This window comes from Psychroserpens burtonensis DSM 12212, assembly GCF_000425305.1.
Classification (GTDB): domain Bacteria; phylum Bacteroidota; class Bacteroidia; order Flavobacteriales; family Flavobacteriaceae; genus Psychroserpens; species Psychroserpens burtonensis.
Map to the genome: position 1 here is coordinate 72,575 of NZ_AUDE01000019.1, position 21,433 is coordinate 94,007.

General features: G+C 32.1%; 21 protein-coding genes. 13 read left to right on the forward strand and 8 right to left on the reverse strand.

Annotated elements, in window-relative coordinates; all coding sequences use genetic code 11:
• Window positions 1-7: 7 nt before the first annotated feature.
• The 4 genes from H593_RS0109030 to H593_RS21515 all read left to right on the forward strand — a co-directional run bounded on the left by H593_RS0109030 (window position 8) and on the right by H593_RS21515 (window position 3,437).
• Window positions 8-1,423 carry an MBL fold metallo-hydrolase gene (locus H593_RS0109030; protein WP_028872161.1) on the forward strand — a complete coding sequence of 472 codons (1,416 nt, stop codon included), beginning with the start codon at window positions 8-10 and terminating at the stop codon, window positions 1,421-1,423.
• A 148-nt stretch (window positions 1,424-1,571) separates the two neighbouring features.
• Window positions 1,572-1,913: a rhodanese-like domain-containing protein gene (locus tag H593_RS0109035; RefSeq protein WP_028872162.1), complete on the forward strand. Its 342-nt coding sequence runs from the start codon at window positions 1,572-1,574 to the stop codon at window positions 1,911-1,913.
• On the forward strand, window positions 1,914-2,912 hold the full coding sequence (locus tag H593_RS0109040; protein WP_028872163.1) for a Tll0287-like domain-containing protein: 999 nt from the start codon (window positions 1,914-1,916) through the stop codon (window positions 2,910-2,912).
• Window positions 2,913-3,338: 426 nt separating this feature from the next.
• Entirely contained in the window at window positions 3,339-3,437 is a 99-nt protein-coding gene (locus tag H593_RS21515) for a YgaP family membrane protein (protein ID WP_315969373.1), read from the forward strand.
• Between the two features lie 411 nt (window positions 3,438-3,848).
• Here the strand turns inward: H593_RS21515 and H593_RS0109045 are convergent, their stop codons facing one another.
• From H593_RS0109045 to H593_RS19985, 8 genes are all read right to left on the reverse strand, one after another.
• Window positions 3,849-5,048 (reverse strand): glutamate-5-semialdehyde dehydrogenase, encoded by a 1,200-nt coding sequence (locus tag H593_RS0109045; RefSeq protein WP_028872164.1) that lies wholly within the window; start codon window positions 5,046-5,048, stop codon window positions 3,849-3,851.
• 15 nt (window positions 5,049-5,063) lie between these two features.
• Window positions 5,064-5,834, reverse strand: coding sequence for a glutamate 5-kinase (proB, locus tag H593_RS0109050; protein WP_028872165.1), 771 nt, complete (start codon window positions 5,832-5,834; stop codon window positions 5,064-5,066).
• Entirely contained in the window at window positions 5,827-6,642 is an 816-nt protein-coding gene (gene proC, locus H593_RS0109055; RefSeq protein ID WP_028872166.1) for a pyrroline-5-carboxylate reductase, read from the reverse strand. Before proC ends, proB begins: the two co-directional genes overlap by 8 nt.
• A gap of 42 nt (window positions 6,643-6,684) precedes the next feature.
• Window positions 6,685-6,870: a hypothetical protein gene (locus H593_RS0109060; RefSeq protein WP_028872167.1), complete on the reverse strand. Its 186-nt coding sequence runs from the start codon at window positions 6,868-6,870 to the stop codon at window positions 6,685-6,687.
• Window positions 6,871-7,057: 187 nt separating this feature from the next.
• Window positions 7,058-7,414: a hypothetical protein gene (locus H593_RS0109065; RefSeq protein WP_028872168.1), complete on the reverse strand. Its 357-nt coding sequence runs from the start codon at window positions 7,412-7,414 to the stop codon at window positions 7,058-7,060.
• Between the two features lie 207 nt (window positions 7,415-7,621).
• Window positions 7,622-8,128, reverse strand: a complete 507-nt coding sequence (locus H593_RS0109070) for a MarR family winged helix-turn-helix transcriptional regulator (protein WP_028872169.1) — start codon at window positions 8,126-8,128, stop codon at window positions 7,622-7,624.
• 274 nt (window positions 8,129-8,402) lie between these two features.
• Entirely contained in the window at window positions 8,403-10,505 is a 2,103-nt protein-coding gene (locus H593_RS0109075; protein WP_037051904.1) for a TonB-dependent receptor domain-containing protein, read from the reverse strand.
• 64 nt (window positions 10,506-10,569) lie between these two features.
• Complete coding sequence (locus H593_RS19985; protein WP_186826718.1) at window positions 10,570-10,947, reverse strand: hypothetical protein; 378 nt, start codon at window positions 10,945-10,947, stop codon at window positions 10,570-10,572.
• 191 nt (window positions 10,948-11,138) lie between these two features.
• Here H593_RS19985 and H593_RS0109085 point away from each other — a divergent pair, with 191 nt between their 5' ends.
• From H593_RS0109085 to H593_RS0109125, 9 genes are all read left to right on the forward strand, one after another.
• A complete protein-coding gene (locus H593_RS0109085) occupies window positions 11,139-11,867 on the forward strand; it encodes a peroxiredoxin (protein ID WP_037051905.1) in 729 nt (242 codons plus the stop codon).
• 105 nt (window positions 11,868-11,972) lie between these two features.
• Window positions 11,973-13,319: a cytochrome ubiquinol oxidase subunit I gene (locus H593_RS0109090; protein WP_028872172.1), complete on the forward strand. Its 1,347-nt coding sequence runs from the start codon at window positions 11,973-11,975 to the stop codon at window positions 13,317-13,319.
• 11 nt (window positions 13,320-13,330) lie between these two features.
• Window positions 13,331-14,368: a cytochrome d ubiquinol oxidase subunit II gene (gene cydB / locus H593_RS0109095; RefSeq protein ID WP_028872173.1), complete on the forward strand. Its 1,038-nt coding sequence runs from the start codon at window positions 13,331-13,333 to the stop codon at window positions 14,366-14,368.
• 433 nt (window positions 14,369-14,801) lie between these two features.
• Window positions 14,802-14,957: a hypothetical protein gene (locus tag H593_RS20810; protein WP_157588809.1), complete on the forward strand. Its 156-nt coding sequence runs from the start codon at window positions 14,802-14,804 to the stop codon at window positions 14,955-14,957.
• A 242-nt stretch (window positions 14,958-15,199) separates the two neighbouring features.
• On the forward strand, window positions 15,200-16,813 hold the full coding sequence (locus H593_RS18800; RefSeq protein WP_051229679.1) for a T9SS type A sorting domain-containing protein: 1,614 nt from the start codon (window positions 15,200-15,202) through the stop codon (window positions 16,811-16,813).
• Window positions 16,814-16,973: 160 nt separating this feature from the next.
• On the forward strand, window positions 16,974-18,431 hold the full coding sequence (locus tag H593_RS0109115; RefSeq protein WP_028872174.1) for an NAD(P)/FAD-dependent oxidoreductase: 1,458 nt from the start codon (window positions 16,974-16,976) through the stop codon (window positions 18,429-18,431).
• Between the two features lie 78 nt (window positions 18,432-18,509).
• Complete coding sequence (locus H593_RS20985; protein WP_169338356.1) at window positions 18,510-18,647, forward strand: hypothetical protein; 138 nt, start codon at window positions 18,510-18,512, stop codon at window positions 18,645-18,647.
• Window positions 18,648-18,996: 349 nt separating this feature from the next.
• On the forward strand, window positions 18,997-20,307 hold the full coding sequence (locus H593_RS0109120; RefSeq protein WP_028872175.1) for a TolC family protein: 1,311 nt from the start codon (window positions 18,997-18,999) through the stop codon (window positions 20,305-20,307).
• Window positions 20,308-20,316: 9 nt separating this feature from the next.
• Window positions 20,317-21,396: an efflux RND transporter periplasmic adaptor subunit gene (locus H593_RS0109125; RefSeq protein ID WP_028872176.1), complete on the forward strand. Its 1,080-nt coding sequence runs from the start codon at window positions 20,317-20,319 to the stop codon at window positions 21,394-21,396.
• Window positions 21,397-21,433 lie beyond the last annotated feature (37 nt).

Consider the following 21,433-nt stretch of genomic DNA (forward strand, 5'->3'; position numbering starts at 1 on the left):
ATAGAATATGAAAATAGAACAAATATATACAGGATGTTTAGCTCATGCAGCTTATTATATCGAAAGTAATGGAGAAGCTGCCATAGTTGATCCTTTAAGAGAAGTAGGGCCTTATATAAAGAGAGCTAAATTGGATGATGCAAAAATTAAATACATTTTTGAAACTCATTTTCATGCCGATTTTGTTTCAGGACATTTAGATTTAAAAGAAAAGACAGGAGCTCAAATTGTCCTTGGCCCAACAGCAAAACCTAGTTATGAAGCAATTGTCGCAGAAGATAATCAGGTATTTGAAATAGGAGCCTATAAAGTAAAGGTGATTCACACACCTGGACATACAATGGAAAGTACAACGTATTTGTTGATTGATGAGAACGACAAAGAGCATGGTATCGTCACTGGAGACACACTTTTTATTGGTGATGTTGGACGCCCAGATTTGGCACAAAAAATTGTAGCAAATCTAACACAAGAAAAATTAGCAGGTTTGTTATTTGATTCTTTACGGCATAAAATCATGCCCCTAAGCGATGATTTAATTATATATCCCAATCATGGAGCTGGTTCTGCTTGTGGTAAAAATATGAGTAAAGAAACTACAGATACTTTAGGTCATCAAAAGAAAGTCAATTATGCGTTACGTGCTGATATGACGAAAGAAGAGTTTATAGAAGAGTTATTAGAGGGTTTAAAAGAGCCGCCAGGATATTTTCCTCAAAATGTTATGATGAATATTCAAGGGTATGAAAGTTTTGATAAGGTAATGTCAAAATCTCAGAAACCGTTGACTGCAAAAGTGTTTGAAGCCGCTGCAAATGAAACAGGAGCTATTGTTATAGATGTACGCCATCAATCAGAATTTATAAAGGGTCATGTGCCACGTTCAATATTTATTGGTATTGACGGGGATTTTGCACCTTGGGTTGGGGCTTTAATTGTTAATGTGACACAACCCCTCTTATTTATAGTTTCTCAAGGGAGAGAAAAAGAGGTTATTATACGCTTGTCTAGAGTAGGATTTGATAATGTAATTGGTTATTTAGAAGGCGGATTTAGTGCTTGGAAACAAGTAGGAATGGAATATGATACATTAAATTCAATTTCTGCTGAAGAATTTGCAAATAGATATCCTCAAAATAAAGATTTGGTATTTGATGTCCGAAAAGAAGGTGAATATCTTGCCGAACATATTGGTGATGCTAAGCATACACCTTTAGATTATATCAATAATCATTTGACAGAGTTTCCAAAAAACAAGCTTTTTTATGTGCATTGCGCTAGTGGGTATCGCTCTGTGATAGCTGCTTCAATTTTAAAAAGCAGAGGCATCCATAACGTAATTAATATTTCTGGAGGTTATGATGCCATAAAAAATACAAATGTGCCAAGAACAGATTTTGTTTGTCCTACGACACTTAAATAGAATACATGATTTTTTGGTTGGAAAAGGCGTTTCTGAAATTAAGTAGGAGGCGCTTTTGTTTATGTAACAATGGTCACCAAAAAAATCATCTAAATCAAGTAATTTTATAAATAAATCATAAAATCACCAATTTAAAACATTCAGTCATATGTCGTTTTTGTTAGCATTATTTGGAATAAAACCAGTAAAAAATGATTCTATAACTGTTCTTACTCCGGTTGAGTTTAAACTTAAAGTCGTTCATAATAATGTTCAACTAGTAGATGTTAGAACACTAAAAGAATATAAATCAGGTCATATCAAAGGTTCTAAAAATATAGACTTCTTTTCAAGTAAATTTAATATTGAATTTGATAAAATGAATAAACAAAAACCAGTTTATGTGTATTGCAGAAGCGGAAGTAGAAGCAGACAAACATCGAAAAAGCTCTATGCTTTGGGGTTTGCACAGATATATGATTTAAAAGGCGGAATAATAAACTATAACTAAATGAAGAATTTAATAGTATTAATGTTGTTGTTATTATTTGTTTTTGGTTGTAATAAAACTAAAGATAAAAGTTATGTTTCTACAACAGAAATTGAAAAGGTAGAATCACATCCAGGAAAGAAATTGATGCAAATTAATTGTTATGTATGTCATAGTCCAACAGCTAGTCATGATGATAGAATTGGACCTCCAATGGTTGCTGTTAAAAAGCACTACTTGGAAGATGGTATGACCAAGGAACAATTTACTAATGATATCCAAAATTGGATTAATAATCCAACGAAAGACACTGCAAAAATGCATGGTGCTGTAAAACGTTTTGGTGTTATGCCTAAACAGGTTTTTCCTGAGGAAACAATTAAACAAATAAGCGACTATATGTTTGATTATGACATTGAGGAGCCAACATGGTTTGAGGATCATTTTAACTCAAAAAAAGTAAAACAGAAAGGACAGGGATTAGGAAAAAAAAAGGGAAATCATAAACAACAAGAACAAGCTAATGCTGAAGACTTAACTGATGGAAAGCGAGGATTAAACTATGCATTGACGACTAAAGCAGTTTTAGGTAGAAACTTAATGGGAATACTACAAAAAAAAGGAACTATAGAAGCTTTAACGTTTTGTAATACCAAAGCTTATCCGTTAACAGATAATATGGCTACTGTTCATAATGCGACTATCAAAAGAGTGACAGATAAACCGCGAAATCCTGATAATATTGCTAATTCAGAAGAGTTAATCTATATCGAAAAATTCAAAGAACGTGTTTTCAATGAAGATGAAATTGATCCTATTGTAATTCAATTGAATGATAAAGTTCAATTTTATTATCCAATCATTACAAATTCCATGTGCTTACAGTGTCATGGTAAGCCCAACGAAACTATTAAAAAAGACGTTTTGAATACAATAGCGCAGTTTTATCCGAAAGATAAAGCAATTGGATATGAAATCAATGAGGTAAGAGGGTTATGGAGCGTTTCTTTTGAGAAATAAAATTAATCAGGTATGAGCATTTTTCAGAAGTTATAAACTAATAAAAACTGGTGTCATTTGATTTCTTTACAGAGTGATGCAGTCCATTTAAAATGTTGAATCCGTTTTTGATCCAAGACAATGATGTTCTTCGTGAACGCGTGCCGATTATTAAAATAGATATCAGTAAAAAAAGGGGTAAGCATCAAAATATCAGGTTAGAGGTCTTCCTGCTTTACTACTATTTAATTACGGAAAGTAATTTTAGAGGTTCTCTCCTAGTTTAGAAAGATGAACTTGTTAGTATCATTTTAAATTATAATTAATACACTTACTGTTATGAAAAGAAATATGAGTAATTCTGATAGGGCTATCAGATCAGTAATAGTGGCAATTGTAGTTATACTTTATTGGCAGGGAATAATAGAGGGCGCGTAAGCGTATATAATGATTGCATTATCAGTAATTTTTGTGCTTACAAGTTTGGTTAGCTTTTGCCCACTGTATAGAGTATTTGGAATTAGTTCTTGTAAAGTTAAGAAGTAAATTAAAAAGGGTGATTTGTTATTTGTAATATATGCGTTGTGTTATCTAAAAAAGTATTTTAGTTATGACGATATTGAAATACATATCTCGATATTTTTAAAAAATGGGCGCATAAAATCTCATTATCAAATTTTAGCCAGCGGTGGAGAGATATTATGATCACTGAAAATTCTGTAAATAAAAATAAAACCCTACATATAGGTCCAATAGAACTAGTATAATGATATTGTTACTAGTAAGCTTGGACCTAAGTAGTGTCAAAAATGTTTGATTTTGATGGACTCCATAATTTAAAGGAGACTATAAATATTAAAATTAATTGCGATTAATGGTTATTGTATACTACTGCGATAATGAGTGGTCTTTCAATAACGATATAGTCAGAATACAATTTGTAGTATATGATATCTTTTATTCTCGAATATGTCCTTCTCCGTATACGTAATATTTGTTAGTCACCAGTTCGTTAAGACCTAATGGGCCTCTGTGATGTAATTTCCCTGTACTAATTGCGAGTTCTGCACCTACTCCCATTTGACCACCATCAGTAAATCTGGTGGATGCATTTTGATATACAGCCGCACAATCCACTTGTTCCATAAAAAGTGATGCTGTTTCATTACTTGTTGTCATTATAGTAGAGGAATGACCACCAGAATTTGTGTTTATTTTTTCAATGGCCTCTTCTGTAGAATCTACTGAACCAATACAACATTTCATCGCCAAAAACTCTTTTTTCCAAATCTTTTCATCCGTTATAAGCTCTTCCTCTTTTAAAATATTTTTGACAGCTGAATCTACCATTATAGATACACCATTATTCTTTAAAATATTCTTCAAATCAATCATTTTATTATGATAATTGGGAAGATTATTGTTGATTAAAATTTTATCTAGAGCATTACAGCCTGATATTTTACTAGTTTTGGCATTAAGAATAACCTCAATACTTTGTTCCCAATCAGCATTTTCATCAACATATAAAAAATTATTACCTCGACCACTTATTAGAACAGCACATTTTGCGTGTTCTTTTACAAAAGAGATTAATTTTTCTCCGCCTCTAGGGACAATTAGATCTAAAGGCTCTTTTGGGTTTTTTAGAAATTGTTGTGTCTCTGTTCTATCCATTGTCAATAATTGGATATATTCTGTGCTTAACCCGTTTTCTAGTAGTGCCTTATGCCAAAAGTTAACAAGGATTTTATTGCTAGTTACAGCTTCCTTTCCTCCTTTAAGTAAGATTTTACTATTGGCTTTAAAAGCAAGTACTGCGGCTTCTACAGTCACATCTGGTCGAGATTCATAAATAATCATTATCGTTCCAAAAGGTGCTGTTTTATTCACTACTTGTAAACCGTTTTCTAGAGTTTTGTTGGTAATGACTCTATTTACTGGATCGTCTTGTGAACGGACCTCCATGATAGCTTTTATCATGCCATCGATCTTTTTATCATTTATAAGCAAGCGGTCATACATGGCCTGATCATCTTTGTTAAAAGCATCAAGGTCCTTTTTATTAGCATCAAGTAATGCTATCCTATTTTCGTCTAAGATGCGTTCCATGCTTTCCAAGACGTTATTTTTTATTTCTGTTGCTATTAATTTCATTTAAAACTATTTTAATTAAAGGGACACTTTTGTCCCCACACTTTTTCCATCTATAATATCAATGATTGTATTATCTCTCTTTCCATTGGCAATAAATGTTGGAATGCTATGAAATGCAGTCTCTTGGGCATAATTTAGTTTAGATCCCATTCCGCCACGACCTTCTCCTTCAGATTTATCAGTATCTTCTATATATTTATCAAGGTCTTCTCTTGGGTCTACATTTTTAATTAGATTACTGTTATCTGCGTCTGGATGACCACTATATAAGCCATCGATATCAGTAAGGATAATAAGTCGATCAGCATTGATTAGTTTTGCGAGTAAACTAGCTAATTCATCATTATCTGAAAACATAGACATGCTTACTGACACAGCATCATCTTCATTTGCAATAGGAATTACTCCTTCTGAAAGCAATCCTTCACAGCAATTAATCATATTTTCTCGATGTATACCTGGGCTAAAATCTCGTTTAGTAGGAAGCACTTGGGCACATTTCATACCATAATCCTGAAAAATACTATAATAAAAACTCATCATTCGAGGTTGCCCAATAGCAGAGTATACTTGCCTTTTCTTAGTTTTGTCTTTTATTTTTGATTTTCCTAAAACCTCTTTTCCTGCAATTACAGATCCTGATGACACCAAGAGTGTAATAATATCACGTTCATAAAGTTCTGCAATCTGTTTAACTAATCTTCTCAAGACCGGTCTTACTATTCTATTGTCTTTATTGGTCATAACATTTGTTCCAACCTTGATGACAATTACTTCTTTATACATATTTGTTTTCTTTACCTAATTCAACAGCACGACTAAATGCGGCGAATGCAGCTTCTTTTATTAATTCATTTACGTTATTATCATCCATCGAATCGAGAGCTGCTTGTGTAGTTCCGCCTTTAGAAGATACTTTCTCCATCCAAGAATTAGGAGATAAATTGGACTGATTAAAAAGTTCTATAGCGCCTGTGAACGTTTGACTAACCAATACTTTAGAATCATTCTTTGAAAAGCCCATTTGCAATCCAGCTTCCATCATACTCTGCATAAAATAAAATACATATGCAGGTCCACTACCAGAAATTCCTGTGGACGCATCGATTAAGCTTTCACTATCAACGAGGATAGACTTCCCAGTCGTATTTAAAAGACTTTCTACAGTTAATAACTCTATTCGTGAGACTTCTGGTGAAGCTACATAAGATGTTAATCCAAGACCTACTTTTGCAGGTAAGTTTGGCATCGCACGCACAACTTTCTGTACCCCAGAAAACTCCTTTATTGCGTCCAAAGTAACTCCTGCCATAATAGAAATTAAAATTTGATCTGATGTGACCATGGGTTTAATTTGTTTGAAGAGATCTTCTGCGTGATGTGGTTTAACAGCGACAAAAATGATATCCGCTTTTGGCACACAATCTTCCAATTCTTCAAAGGCATCGAAATGCGAAATTTCATGAAGTTCTTTTAATTTTTCTTCAGATTTGTCTAAAATCATTATATTTTTCTTCTTGAGCAGTTTTGATTTAGACATTCCTTCTGCATAGGTTAGTCCCATGTTGCCTGCTCCAATTACTAGTATTTTCATTAAATATTATAAATTTATTAATTAAATAAAATAGTTTGTTATTTAGATGATACAATCATCACAATTTTTCATTTTGCCATAATAGGTTTCCCTATATTTATGCAACGTCTTAATAGGTAATCCTAAAAAGCGTTTTTTTATGTAAGTAACTTTAGCTGTAAGTTCCCCCATTTTTTTACTATATCGTTTCTCAGTTTTTGTTTCTCTTTTAATATCTATAATCTTCATAAATTAATTTTTACTATTGTTAATAAATTAGATGTTTGCTGAGATGGTAGTGGTTTAGTTTAAGGCCGCACATAAAGAATGCTGCTAAAGCGCTTTATATTTTGTAATACATTACTCTTTTGCTGCATTTTTTTGTGCGTTTTTGGCTTTTAGTAGATTTTTTGTGTCAATCTATCTCTTGTCTTAGCTACAGCATGTGAATTACTGCTTTAATATTGTAATTATTAACTAATTTTTCAGTGTATTCTTTATGACCCTTCGGTACCAATAAATGTAGATTTCCTCTCTCCATAGAAGCAAGAAAACTTAGCATTTTCCATTTTGCAACTGTTTTTTTTGGATTCTCATTTTTTAAAGCTAACACTGAATAATGTTTAATCCCTCCATAAGTAACGAAGGATAAATCAGGCTGAATTTCTTCCTGAGTAGTTCTGCTCGTAAATATCTGAGGATTTTCATATCCCTCTGAAATCGATTTTAACGAAATTGTAGTGTTCTTTTCGGCCCACACAACTGCCTTTTCTAAATAGTTATCTTCCTTCATATATTTGTTTTAGTGAAACTATACTTAAAACCTTTGTTTAAAAAGGAATTATTACAAATATACAAAATATAGTTCGTGTAGAAACTATTTAAAGTTTTTAATATTAAAACTATTTATTTTAATTAATAATAATCAGGTATTTGTGATTATTTATCATCACTATGATTTGACCCTGTTTTGGGTGATTTTTAATTTACCCGATCTAAATTATTGAGGATGGTCTGTTCTGACTTTTACAGTAAGCTCTGTTAAATCTTTTATAGTAAGCAATGGTGCTGCGTCTATGTCTTTTACATCCATTATTATAGTTAATAGATCTATATTTCTATCTAATTCCTCTATTTGATTAGGGCTTAACTTTTTCAACCTTTGTGAAAGTTTCTCTTGAAGCGTAGGTGGGTATTTATAAAGTAAATCAGCGCCTTTAGCGGTTAAGAGAATATATGTAGCTCTCTTATCATTAGGTTTTGGAGACTTAGCGACTAAAACTTTGCTTTCTAATCTAGAAATAATACCAGAAACAGTACTAGCATTTAGATTGATGTATTCTTTAATATCTTTAGCAAATGCTCTGTAGTCTTTTTGATCAGATAAATATTGAAGCACTAAAAGTTGAGGGATACTAATTCCCAATTCTTTCTCTATTTTTTTGCTTTCCAGATTTATAGAGCGAATAATTTTACGTAATTTTATAAGTATTTCAATGTATTTCAAAGCATATGTTTTTTTTAGTCCTCTCAAATAAAACTAGCTAAATAATATAAATGGTTTCATTCACTTGTAAAACTATAACATTTTCTGTAGAAACTATATAAGAGTAGGGATAATATTTTAATGTGTTAGTATAATTAATTATAGTTCCTTTTTCATTGAGGTAATCATTATTTAGAGAGAAGCGTTTTAAGAATATTTTTAGAATGGTTTTTTTTAAAAATAAAAAGAGAGCATGAATTTGTGCTCTCTTTTTGTCTCTATTTATTGCTTTTTACTAAAACTTATATTGTAAGAAGACGGAGAGGTTTCGTCCAGGTTCGGTAATTGGCGTTCTATCAAAATTTGCTTGATTTGTAAAAGAAAAGTTTAAATGGCTATTATATGCTTCGTCAAAGATATTTATAGCTGCGACACCTAATGTTATATTTTTTATAGGTCTTAGTCCTAAGCGAACATCTAAAGTTTGGTAACCTGATGTTTCTGTTTCGCCAAAACTTCTTGAAATGTTATCCTGTTTAGAAACTAGATTGTATTGTAAGTTTCCCCAAAACTTCTCTTTTTCTATACCAAATGATAGCCTTGTTGTTAAAGGAGGTGTTAAAGGTAATGACTCTGATAAATCTTTATTTTTTGCATAGACATAGGCAAAGTCTGCTTTAAAGTAATAATCCTCTAAAAAATTTACTTGAGTCGTAACTTCAAAACCAGTTTTATAAGCTTCGTTTAAATTTTGAAATACTTTTACATTTCTAGGTTGAGCTATAGGGTTAAACTTTCGGGTGATTGTAGGATCAATAATACCAACAATATAATTTTCAAAAAACGAATAGTAGAATGAGACTTCATATTTAAAGGTGTTAAACCCGTTTTTAAGAGGTTCTTGTCCCTTAAATCCTATTTCAAACTGATTATTTACTTCAGCTTTTAAGTTTGGATTTCCTATGTATTCAAAAGGATCTTGACCAACGTTAAAATGGTTAATAAAGCGTTCTATCATATTGGCAGAGCGCACGCCTCTTCCGTAGGCTGCTTCTAGAGTGAATTTATCTGATACTATTTTTTTTACAGAAATGGTTCCACTAAAATTATGCTCTGTTCGTTTTTCTAGGTCATACATTTCAGCAAAATCATCTTCTGGATCTTGTATATCTGAAACTACATGATCATATCTAATTCCGGCAGTTAAAATCGTTTTCGGATTAAAATTGTATTTAAGTTCTGTAAATGCACCTAGGTCAGTTATGTAAGAGTCTTGCCAAACCTTATCATTAAAAGTCATAGGCATTGGTAATGCATTGCTATTCATAATCTTTACTAACCTTGTTCTTCCGCCATCTCTGGCAATATACATCGCATCAAAACCAGAAAACACATTCAACTTTTCTATAGGTTTCCAATTGAATTCTAATTTCCCTCCAATCGTCGTGGCATCTACAGCAGAAGAAGCTTCCATCATCATAAAAGAAGGTCTATTTGTATTGGTCATTAAATGATCTACGTAGCTATAATAAGCTTTTGCAGTTAATGATTTCAAAATCGGACCCATGTTATCTAATTTATAATCTAATGAAATAATACTACTATTATCATATTCAGTATCCATTGGTAATGCAGCATGTAAGACGTCACGACCAAAAGATTGTCTCCAATGTGCCTGAAAACGTTGATTTTCAGTAAAATTATAGCCTATTTTAATACCGTAATCTGTGCTTCTAAAAGATGAAGGAATTTCGATTCCATCGCCATCTTCATAATTTCCAAAATCTCTGTACCCAACATTGGTAACAATATCATATTTTGCTGCAATGTATTGCAGTTGTGCCAGGTTTACCAAAGAACTTCCATTACTTTCATATCCAGCGGAAACCTTTCCGTGCAAACCATAATCTTCATAATCGGGTTTTTGGGTTACCATATTAATAATACCTCCAAAAGTAGCACCATATCTCACTGTGTAAGGTCCCTTTATAATTTCAATTTTGGTGATTTCCTCAGGTATAATATGTGTGGTTATTGGATCCATTCTATTTGGACAAGCATGCATCGCTTTGGCACCACCATCATACTGAATATTGAGTTGCTCGTATTGAGAACCTCTAAATGAAGGGTCAATAGCATAGTTTCCTCTTTTAATCACAGAAAAACCATTGATTGCGTTGAATAGATCGGCTACGTTTTTAGGTTGTACGATCTTTTTTTCGTGGTTACTGGAAACAGTAGTTAAGACAGGATCTGTATTTTTATTTCCTGTAATAAGGACTTCGTCAAGTTTTGTGGTTTTTTGTTTTGTCGTGTCTTTTTCGGTCTCTTTTTGTTTTTGACCAAAAGACATATTTGTAACTAGTATGCATATAAGCATACCATATAATGTTTTCATTTATGGTAATGTTTAGTTTAACTCATGTAATTGTGGTAGTCGTATCTACCCTAAAAATAAAGAGTTAAATTCTTGGAGGATGAAAACAATCGTCGCTAGTGTTGAAAGAATAGTTGTTTTGGTAAATTATGGGATCTTTTTCTTTCTCTAATCTGGTAATTGAAGTATCATAGTCTTTAGCATGACTTACATATAAAAGTAGTTTTTCAAAATCTATAGCAGACTCTGGATTGTTTTGTGTTTTGTTTTGAGATTGTGCGACACTCTTTAGATAACATTTCCCGTTACATTGAAGTTCTGGCTTGTCTTGGTTTACGCAGAGATTTTCAATGAATCCTATAGGGTCAAGTTCGTAATAGGTATACATCAATGATACTCTTAGACTATTATAAAGAAGTAGCACGGTTAAAAATAGACTCAGTATTACGATTGAAAGTTTCATTACCACAAAAATAAGGTCTATTAATATTCTAAAACGTGACATTTGTCACAAAACGATTGATTATTTGATATAAATTCATCATTTCTATGTAATCATATAGAATCTCAATGACTTAAGTGACTTAGGTCACAAATGGGCTCATGATTGTTAATTAACTTTACACTATAAATAAATTAAACTTAGATAGAATTATGAATACATTAGAATCAACACAACAGCAAGAAGAAGTTTTTACAATGCCCAGAATTGGTGATAAAGCTCCAGAATTTACGGCAACAACTACTCAAGGGGAAATTAATTTCCCATCAGATTATAAAGGAGAATGGTCTATTTTATTTAGTCATCCAGCAGATTTTACGCCTGTGTGTACGTCAGAGTTTATGACATTTGCGCATTTAGAGGACAAGTTTAAGAAAGCTAATTGTAATCTTGTAGGATTATCTATTGATGGCTTATATAGCCACATCGCTTGGTTAAGAACCATTAAGGATAAAATTAAATTTAACGGAATGGAAAAGGTCGAAGTTAAATTTCCTTTAATAGAAGATATCTCTATGAATGTTGCCAAAAAATATGGTATGATTCAACCAGGAGAAAGTAAAACACAAGCAGTTAGAGCTGTCTTTTTTGTGGATCCAGAAGGCATTGTTCGCGCATTAATTTATTACCCTTTAAGTTTAGGACGTAATTTTGATGAATTATATAGAGCTTTAATAGCAATGCAAACGTCTGATAAGTTTAATGTAGCAACACCAGCAGATTGGAATCCTGGCGATGACGTTATTGTCTCTCCAGCTGGTTCTTGTGGTGTTGCAGAAGAAAGAATGACAGGAACAGAGGATTTAGAATGTCAAGATTGGTTTTTCTGTACTAAGAAGCTAGATAAAGATTTAGTACTAAACACCATTCTTAAAAAGTAATATTTTTATAAAATGAGAAGGAGCCTCAATTAGGGGCTCCTTCTGCAATAAATGTTACATTACAATCAATCTTTATAGATTATTTTTGTAACTAAATTAAACATTATGGATGTAGAAATATTAGCAAGAATACAATTTGCTTTCACTATTGCCTTTCATTATATCTACCCACCATTAAGCATCGGAATAGGTCTTATAATGGTAATTATGGAAGGTTTATACTTGAAAACAGGTAATAAGCAATATGAGGTGTTGACGCGCTTTTGGTTGAAAATTTTTGCTATCACCTTTGGGATAGGAGTTGCAACTGGTATTATTATGGAGTTTGAATTTGGTACCAATTGGGCTGTGTATTCTAGATATGTAGGAGATGTTTTTGGCAGTGCCTTAGCTGCCGAGGGTTTATTCGCTTTTGGTTTAGAAAGTGCCTTTTTAGGTGTTTTACTTTTTGGATGGAATCGCGTGACACCTAAAGTACATTTTATCTCTACTATTGGTGTGTTTTTAGGTTCTATGTTTTCGGCAGTTTGGATTGTAGTAGCTAATAGTTGGCAACAGACTCCTGCAGGATATCATATTGTTGGAGAGGGTTTTAATGCCAGAGCAGAAGTGACAGACTTTTGGGCAATGGTGTTTAATCCGTCAAGTGTAGATCGTGTTATTCACGTTTGGCAAGGTGCGTTTTTAGCTGGAGCATTTTTAGTTTTAAGTATCCATGCTTATTATTTATTAAAAGGAAGATATGTAGAAATTTCAAAAAAGGCTTTCAAGATAGCGCTATTAGTAGCCACTGTTACTTCCTTAACACAACTAGTTTCAGGACACAGCTCGGCAGATGGTGTTGCTGTTAATCAGCCTGCAAAGTTAGCGGCTATGGAAGGTCATTACCAAAAGTCTGCACCAGCAGATTTATATCTATTTGGATGGGTTAACGATGAAACACAAAAGGTCACAGGTATTAGTATTCCTGGAGGGTTATCTTTTTTAGTGCATCAAGATTTTGAAGCACCAATTACAGGTTTAAATACTTTTCCTGAAGAAGATAGACCAGGACAAGTTAATGCTGTTTTTCAGTTTTATCACATCATGATTTCCATAGGTTTGTTTTTAATAGCATTGACTTTATATGCCAGTTTTTTATGGTGGAGAGGTAAATTATTTGATAAAAAATGGTTGTTAAAGATTTTTGCCTTTTCTGTAATATTACCGCAAATAGCTAATCAAGTAGGTTGGTTTGCTGCCGAAATGGGTAGACAACCATGGATCGTTTATGGACATTTAAGAACAAGCAAAGGCTTTTCTCAAGAAGTGTCAGCTAATCAAATACTATTTTCACTAATACTTTTTGCAGTAGTCTATGCCATATTGTTGCTTTTGTTTTTATATTCTGTAAATAAAAAAATAAAACATGGTCCATATGATGAATCAAAAAATGAATTTGAAATTATTTAGATAAACAAAATATGGAAACAATTTTAGGTATTGATTATCCAACACTTTGGTATTTAGTCGTCGGTTTATTATTTTCAGGATATGCTATTTTAGAGGGATTTGATTATGGTGCAGGCGCTTGGCATTTATTTTTTAAAAAAGATTTAAGTAGACGTGTTGCTATTAATGCAATAGGACCGTTATGGGATGCTAATCAAGTATGGTTGATTATTGGAGGAGGAGCATTGTTTGCGGGATTTCCCGTAATGTATGCGACTATGTTATCTTCAATGTACATTCCTTTTATGCTGTTTCTAATGCTATTAGTATTGCGTTCGTCAGCTATAAAATTTAGAAGTGCAGAAGAAATGAAATGGTGGCGAAAAACTTGGGATATTGTTTATTTTGGATCAAATACATTAATAGCTTTTTTATTAGGCGTGGTTCTAGCTAACGTACTACAGGGTTTTGAACTTCATGAGAATTTTTCTTATAAAGGAGGTGTTTTCTTTTCCTTTTTAAGTCCTTATGCTATTATGGTTGGCTTCACGACTCTGTCCTTGTTTATGACACAAGGAGCTATATTCTTGTTGCTAAAAACGGAAGGTCGTTTACACGCCAGATTAACTTTTTTATTGAAAAAAGGAATGATTTTTTTTATAACAAGTTTTGCTGTAACTTCACTTTATACTCTAATATTTTTACCTGGTGTAACAGATAAGTTTAAAGAAAATCCATTATTTTTTAGCTTACCTATTTTAGCGTTTTTAGCAGTAGCAAATGTCCCAAGGTTGGTGTCCAAGAAAAAATATGGAAATGCATTAGTTTTCTCTTCATTGACCATGGCCTTTTTATTAATGTTAGTGGCATTTCAGTTATATCCTGTGTTATTACTATCGACTATAGATCCAAAATATAGCGTTACTATTTATAATGCAGCATCCTCACAAAAATCACTAGGAATTATGTTAACTATTGTGGTCATTGGAGCACCTCTTTTAGGAGGTTATTTTTTATTCTTATACAAAACATTTCATGGTAAAGTTAAGTTGGATGATACGAGTTATTAATTAAAGAGTTATTTGTAGGGTTGTCTTGTCAATAAAATAATTATTTTGCTTCTAAAGATGTGAAAAAAAATCCATCGAAGAGATTATAATAGCAAACCATAAATATTCCCATCTGGCGAATAAGGTTTTACAATGCTTAGTGAAGTTGTTCTTCATATTGTTAATCTGCCTTGGTTAAATTCTGTTGACGTAACAATAACGACAGGTTGTAACTCTAATACTGAGTTTAAAAGCATTTAAGTCAATACTAAAGTGCTAAAGTTACTATGTTTTATTCTGAAAAAAATGAGATGCAAACAATCTTTTTTAATGGGATTATTCAATTTCAGTTTAAAGAAGATGGCGAGTTAGTTCTAGATGATGAAGGGCCTTTTTTTTAAGCGATTAGGAAGGCGATAAGAGCGGGATATGCTATGATGTCAGAAAAATATTTATGTGTAAAAACGTCTATCTTTTAGGTGCTGCAACAGCGTTTATTCCTGTAAAAGTCGACGTGTATTTAGAAAATGATATTTTAAATTTCAAGAAGCTGAAAAAAGGAAATAATCTCGTCGGTTATATTTTGGTTGGAAATGAGAGTGCTCAATAGAATATTTTCTTCAATAATTATGTAAGTCAAAGTAAAGCTAGCAGTAATGTTTTGAAGTTATCTATCTATGATAAATAAGCTTGGTAAAAGTCTTGTGTAACAAAGGTTACTCCGAGAATTGCAAAAAAGAATAATCTTTACAGAGAATTAAAAGCCTTTTTTATTACGTATTTAAGAGGATTAATATGAATGTATTAAAATACTATTAGAACTAATTTTATAAAAATTAAATTAATTGAAGGATGATAAAAATTAACTTTATTCTATTATTGTTAGGTTTGTTTATAACCAACGAAATTGTTGCACAAGACCAATTCACGGTTCAGATAGAGCCTTTAGTCATAACAAACGCACCAAACATACATTCTTTTTCTTGGGGAAAAACTACAGATGGTAAATGGGTTGTTTTAGGGGGAAGAATAGATGGCTTACACCAAAGACAACCTTTCGTTTCTTTCTTGGAAAATGATAATAATAAAAGTGTTTACATAATAGATCCAGTTACAAATCAAACTTGGAGTACTTCTATTAGTGTTTTGCAAACGTCACTATTTGAGCAATTACAAGCTACTAATCAGGAGTTTCATCAAAGAGGAAATACACTCTATATAATGGGTGGTTACGGTTTTAGTGCTTCGCAAAATGACCATATTACTTATGATAAATTAACTGCTGTTGATGTAGATGGTTTAGCAAATGCAGTAATAAATAACACTAGTATTGTATCCTTTTTTAGACAAATTTCAAATACTAATCTCGCAGTTACTGGAGGACATTTAGGATTGCTAAACAATGTCTTTTATTTGTGTGGCGGACAATATTTTGAAGGTAGATATAATCCAATGGGACCAAATAATGGGCCGGGATTTATTCAAAATTATACAGATGAAATCAGAACCTTTGATATAAGTGATAATGGTACAACTCTCTCAATAGTAAATTATTCGGCTCAAAACGATACGGATAATTTGCATAGAAGAGATTATAATATGGCACCACAAATTTTTCCTGACGGTACAGCTGGCTTTACTATGTTTAGTGGTGTTTTTCAGCATACAGCAAATTTGCCATGGTTGAACACAGTAGATGTTACTGCTTCTGGTTATATGGTTAACAATACGTTTAATCAATATTTAAGTCAGTATCATAGTGCAAAGATTCCCGTTTATGATACTTCAAATAATGTAATGCACACTTTGTTTTTTGGAGGATTGAGTCAATACAAATTAGATACAAATGGTAATTTAATTCAAGATGATAATGTACCATTTGTAAAAACGATAAGTAAGGTATCAAGGTTTGGTGATGGATCAATGGTAGAAAGCAGTTTGGGTATTGAGATGCCAACATTTTTAGGGACTGGAGCAGAGTTTATTCAATTAAATAATAATTTAAATTATTTGACAAATGAAATCGTTGATCTCAATAACCTAGAAGAAGGAATTACTCTTGTTGGCTATATTTTTGGGGGAATTGAAAGTACTCAAGAAAATATATTCTTTACCAATGACGGTACACAAAGTAGTGCAAGTAATTTAGCGTTTAAAGTATTTATTAATAAATCATCTTTAAGTGTGGATGAAGTTATACTTAATCCAAATAATATATACAATTTAAAAGTATATCCAAACCCATCTTCAGGTGTTTTTTCTGTTGAAGTATTTATTCCAAATACTAAAATATCCACATTAGAAGTTTATGATTTTTTAGGTAAAAAAGTTAAATCTATTGTGATAGAGAAATCTACTGGATTGAAAACCGTTCCTTTAGACTTATCAAAAATGTCTACTGGTGAGTATCTTTTATTATTTAAAAACAACTTAAATATTATAGAAAGAAAACTACTTAAAGTATGATTTATTTTTCTTAATGTAACAAAAGTTACTGTGTAGTTCTTTTAATAATATGACCTTGATAGTGTAATTAAGGTCTTCTATTTCCTAGATAATCAAAATGATATATATCATTTTGTAATCTTAATTTTTAAATTAATTTCATATTATTAAATTATAAAAAATGTCTAAAATTGTCATTCTAGGAGCCGGTATTTCTGGTCATGTTGCAGCAGCGCATTTACGAAGAAAATTATCTAAAGAACACAACGTTGTTGTCGTTTCTCCAAACAGTAACTATCAATGGATTCCCTCTAATATTTGGGTGGGAATTGGCAGAATGAAATCTAAAGAAATTCTATTTCCTTTAGCACCTTTATATAAAAAGAAAGGTATTGGTTATAAACAAGCAAAAGTTATTTCGTTTTTTCCTGAAGGGGATACAAGTGAAGAAAAACCATATGTTTTAGCTGAATATGTCATTGGAGAAAAGAAAGGGCTGCAAGAAAAAGTAACGTATGATTATCTCATTAATGCTACTGGCCCAAAACTAGATTTCGAAGCAACTGAAGGTTTGATTCCGGGAGAAAATAAAACGTATTCTGTGTGTACTTATACACATGCAGATCATGCTTGGGAGGGCTTAAATGAAGTCATTCAGCAAATGAAATCAGGCAAAAAAGTTAAAATTTTAATTGGTACAGGACATGCTAAATCTACGTGTCAAGGTGCTGCTTTTGAGTATATTTTAAATGTAGAGCAAGAATTACGTAAACATAATGTGCGTGATATGGCTGAAGTGACTTGGATTTCTAACGAGTATCAACTAGGTGATTTTGGTATGGATGGCATGTTGTTAAGCTATGGAAGCATGACCATGAAATCTCATGAAATGGTGGAGATGATTTTTGAAGACAGAGAGATTAAATGGATACTTGGAGCAGGAGTAAATAAAATTGAAGACGGTTTAGCGCATTACGAAAACTTAGAGGGCGAATATAAAACAGAAACCTATGATTTTGCAATGCTAATTCCTTCGTTTTCTGGTCATGGCTTTAAAGCTTACGATAAAAACGAAAATGATATCACAGAGAAATTATTTAAAGGTTTTATGATTGTTGATGCAGATTATACACCAAAACCTTATGAAGAATGGTCTGTTAGAGATTGGCCAGAAACGTATCAAAATCCAAGTTATAAAAATATTTTTGCTCCAGGAATTGCATTTGCGCCTCCACATGCTATTTCTAAACCGCGACAAAGTAGAAATGGAACAGTTATTTCGCCAGCACCACCAAGAACAGGTATGCCTTCTGGTATTACCGCAAAATTGGTAGCAGACAATATTATAGATTCTATTAAAAGCGGAAAAGAATTGCTTCACCATAAAGGAAGTCTAGGAAATATGGGAGCAGCTTGTATTGCTTCTGCTGGTTACGGTATGACAAAGGGGAGTGGCGTGAGCATCACAACGTACCCTATTGTTCCCGATTATGAAAAATACCCAAAAACACAAGGTAGAGAATTAGGAAAAACTTTTGGGGAAATTGGTTTAGCAGGTCATTGGTTAAAATTGGCTTTGCACTACGCATTTATCTATAAAGCCAAAATGAGACCGTTTTGGTGGTTGATTCCAGAATAGTTATTAAACTAAAAAACGATAGATTTCAGTATAGTTATCAAATGATAAAAAGTTAATTCCAGAATAAAATAGAATATTATGACACAAAGAATATCAAAATATCAAAGATTTAAAATGATGAATCCAGTCATTCAGTTTTTTAAGTTCATTTATTTAAGTATAAAAATAATGATTGTTGTAGCTGGAGGACATGGAGGCACTAGAAAAGTAAACTGATATGCTAGTCTGTTTTTGGGTGGTTAAAAGATATTCTTGAAAAGAATTCCAATTCATTAGTAATGTAACTTTTGTTACCGAAAACGACTTTGAATACATTTAAATTTGTGTGTCTCTAAAAATTAATGTTTTCAAATGAAAATATGATTCTTATTGATTAATAGCAGAAGTACTCAATTAATTTTGGGTACTTTTTTTTGACTGATTTATATCATTTTCTGAGTTGGTTGTATCAACTAACTTCACTTTTTACAAAAACAGCACTATTATTTAATAATAGTGCTTGGTAACTATTGTTACTGACTGGCTTCATTTTAGAGCTTAATTTTGCATTAAACTATTAATGATAATGAAACATAACAATTATATAATTACCGTCATGCTTTTACTGTTTGTGTTTTCTATGGAAGCACAAGACACTGTTCTGATTTCTAAAGAAGAGGTATTGACAAAAGTTTCCGAAGAAAATAGATCTATAAAGATTTCTGAACAAGAGTACATTGAAGCTAGATCAGACTACAGACAAACTAATGCTGTGTTTTTACCTAATATAACAGTGTCACATACAGCTATTTCAACAACAAACCCTTTGATGGCTTTTGGTTCTAAATTAAATCAGGAAATTTTAACACAAGCAGATTTTAATCCAGCGTTGTTAAATGATCCTAACCAAATTCAAAATTTTGCAACACGCTTTGAAATCCAACAACCACTTATAAATGTAGATGGGATGTACCAACGTAAAGCTGCCAAAAATAAGATGAATGTGATGACTTTACAAACCGAGCGCACTTCAGATTATTTAGTTTTTGAAGTTGATAAAGCCTATATGCAATTACAACTAGCGCACAAGGCGGTTGATGTCCTTGAAAAAGCATTAGAAGCTGCTGAGGCAAATAAAAAATTGGCAGATAATAGTTTCAAACAAGGGTATTTGCAACGTGCAGATGTCTTATCTGTTGAGGTTCGTGTGACTGAAGTTAAAAATCAATTACAAACTGCAAAAAGTACTGTACAAAATACGTCAAATTATATCTCCTTTTTAATGAATGAAAAGGAAAATGTTGTATATCGACCTTCAGACATTTTAGAGATCACAGTTTTACGTTTAGATGATAAAAAAATATCAGAAAACAGAGCAGATATCAAGGCAATGCAATTAGCAACTGATGCTTATCAAACAATGCATAAAGCAGATAAAATGGCCTTTTTGCCACGTTTAAATGCTTTTGGAAGTTATGAGTTATATGATGATCAAATCTTTCAGGCAGATGCCAATGGATATGTGTTTGGTGCACAATTAAGTTGGGATTTATTTCAAGGTTCAAAGCGTTTTGGAAAAGCTCAAAAAAGTAAAGCTGAATTTGAAAAATCTAAACTACAATACGAACAATATGTATCCCAAAGTCAGTTAGAATTCAATAAAGCAAAACGGATGCTTTTAGATGCTGAAAATAAACTAAAATTAACAGCATTAGCATTAGAGCAATCAAAGGAATCTTTAAGAATTAGAACGAATAGATTTGAAGAAGGACTAGAGAAAACTTCAGATCTTTTAATGGCAGAAACACAATATGCACAAAAACAGTTAGAATATTACCAAACTATTTTTGAGTACAATTATGCTCAAGCATATTTACAATTTTTAACTAAAGAATAATTTATCAAAATGAAAAAATACACATACATAATAGCAGTCATCACCTTTGCACTTTTTATGATGAATTGTGGTAGTGATGAGAAAAAATTAGGTGTAGATAATACACCAGCAATTTCTGTAAAAACTAGTGAGGTAGAGGTGAATGGGGATAGTCCATTTTTATCTGTAAGCGGAAAAATTCAAGCCACAAACAGTGCGGATTTAAGTACTAGAATGATGGGTTATGTTAATAAAGTACATGTTAATGTTGGAGATAAAGTGAGTGAGGGACAATTATTAGTGTCTATTAATAATTCTGCTTTACAAGCAAAACGCGCTCAAGTAAATGCAGGAATTACAGAAGCAACTGCAGCCTTTAGTAATGCACAAAAAGATTACAACCGTTTTAAAAACTTGTTTACAGATAATAGTGCATCACAAAAAGAAATGGATGATATGACTGCAAATTTTGAAATGGCAAAAGCACGTTTGGAAGCAGCTAATCAAATGAAAAATGAAGTTAACTCTCAATTTGCATATTCAAATATTAAGGCGCCTTTTAATGGTGTAGTGACTAGTCAAAATATTGATGCTGGTGATATGGCAAATCCAGGAATGCCATTAATAAGTATAGAAACTCCAGGTGATTTTGAAGTCATAGCTATGGTTCCTGAAACAGAAATTTCTGAAATCAATGAAGGATCTATTGTTGATGTGTTAGTTAAATCTATCAACCAAACTATAAAAGGAAAAGTTATAGAAGTAAGTACTTCTTCTAAAAATACTGGCGGACAGTATTTAGTAAAAATAGATTTAGATAAAACAGATGCTAATATTTTATCAGGAATGTTTACAACGGTTCAGTTTCCTGTAGAAAGAAAAGCAAAAACAGAGATGGTTTTAATTCCAACTGCAGCTATCGTAACTAATGGTCAATTATCTGGAGTTTATACCGTAAGTCAAACCAATACGGCACTATTACGTTGGTTGCGTTTAGGTAGAACTTTTGGAAATCAAGTAGAAGTATTATCTGGTTTAAATTCTAACGAAGCATATATTATTTCAGCAGAAGGGAAATTGTTTAATGGAGCGAAAGTAAGTATTGAGTAGTCAGTTTTAGTGTTTAGCTAGCTGCTAACTTAAACAT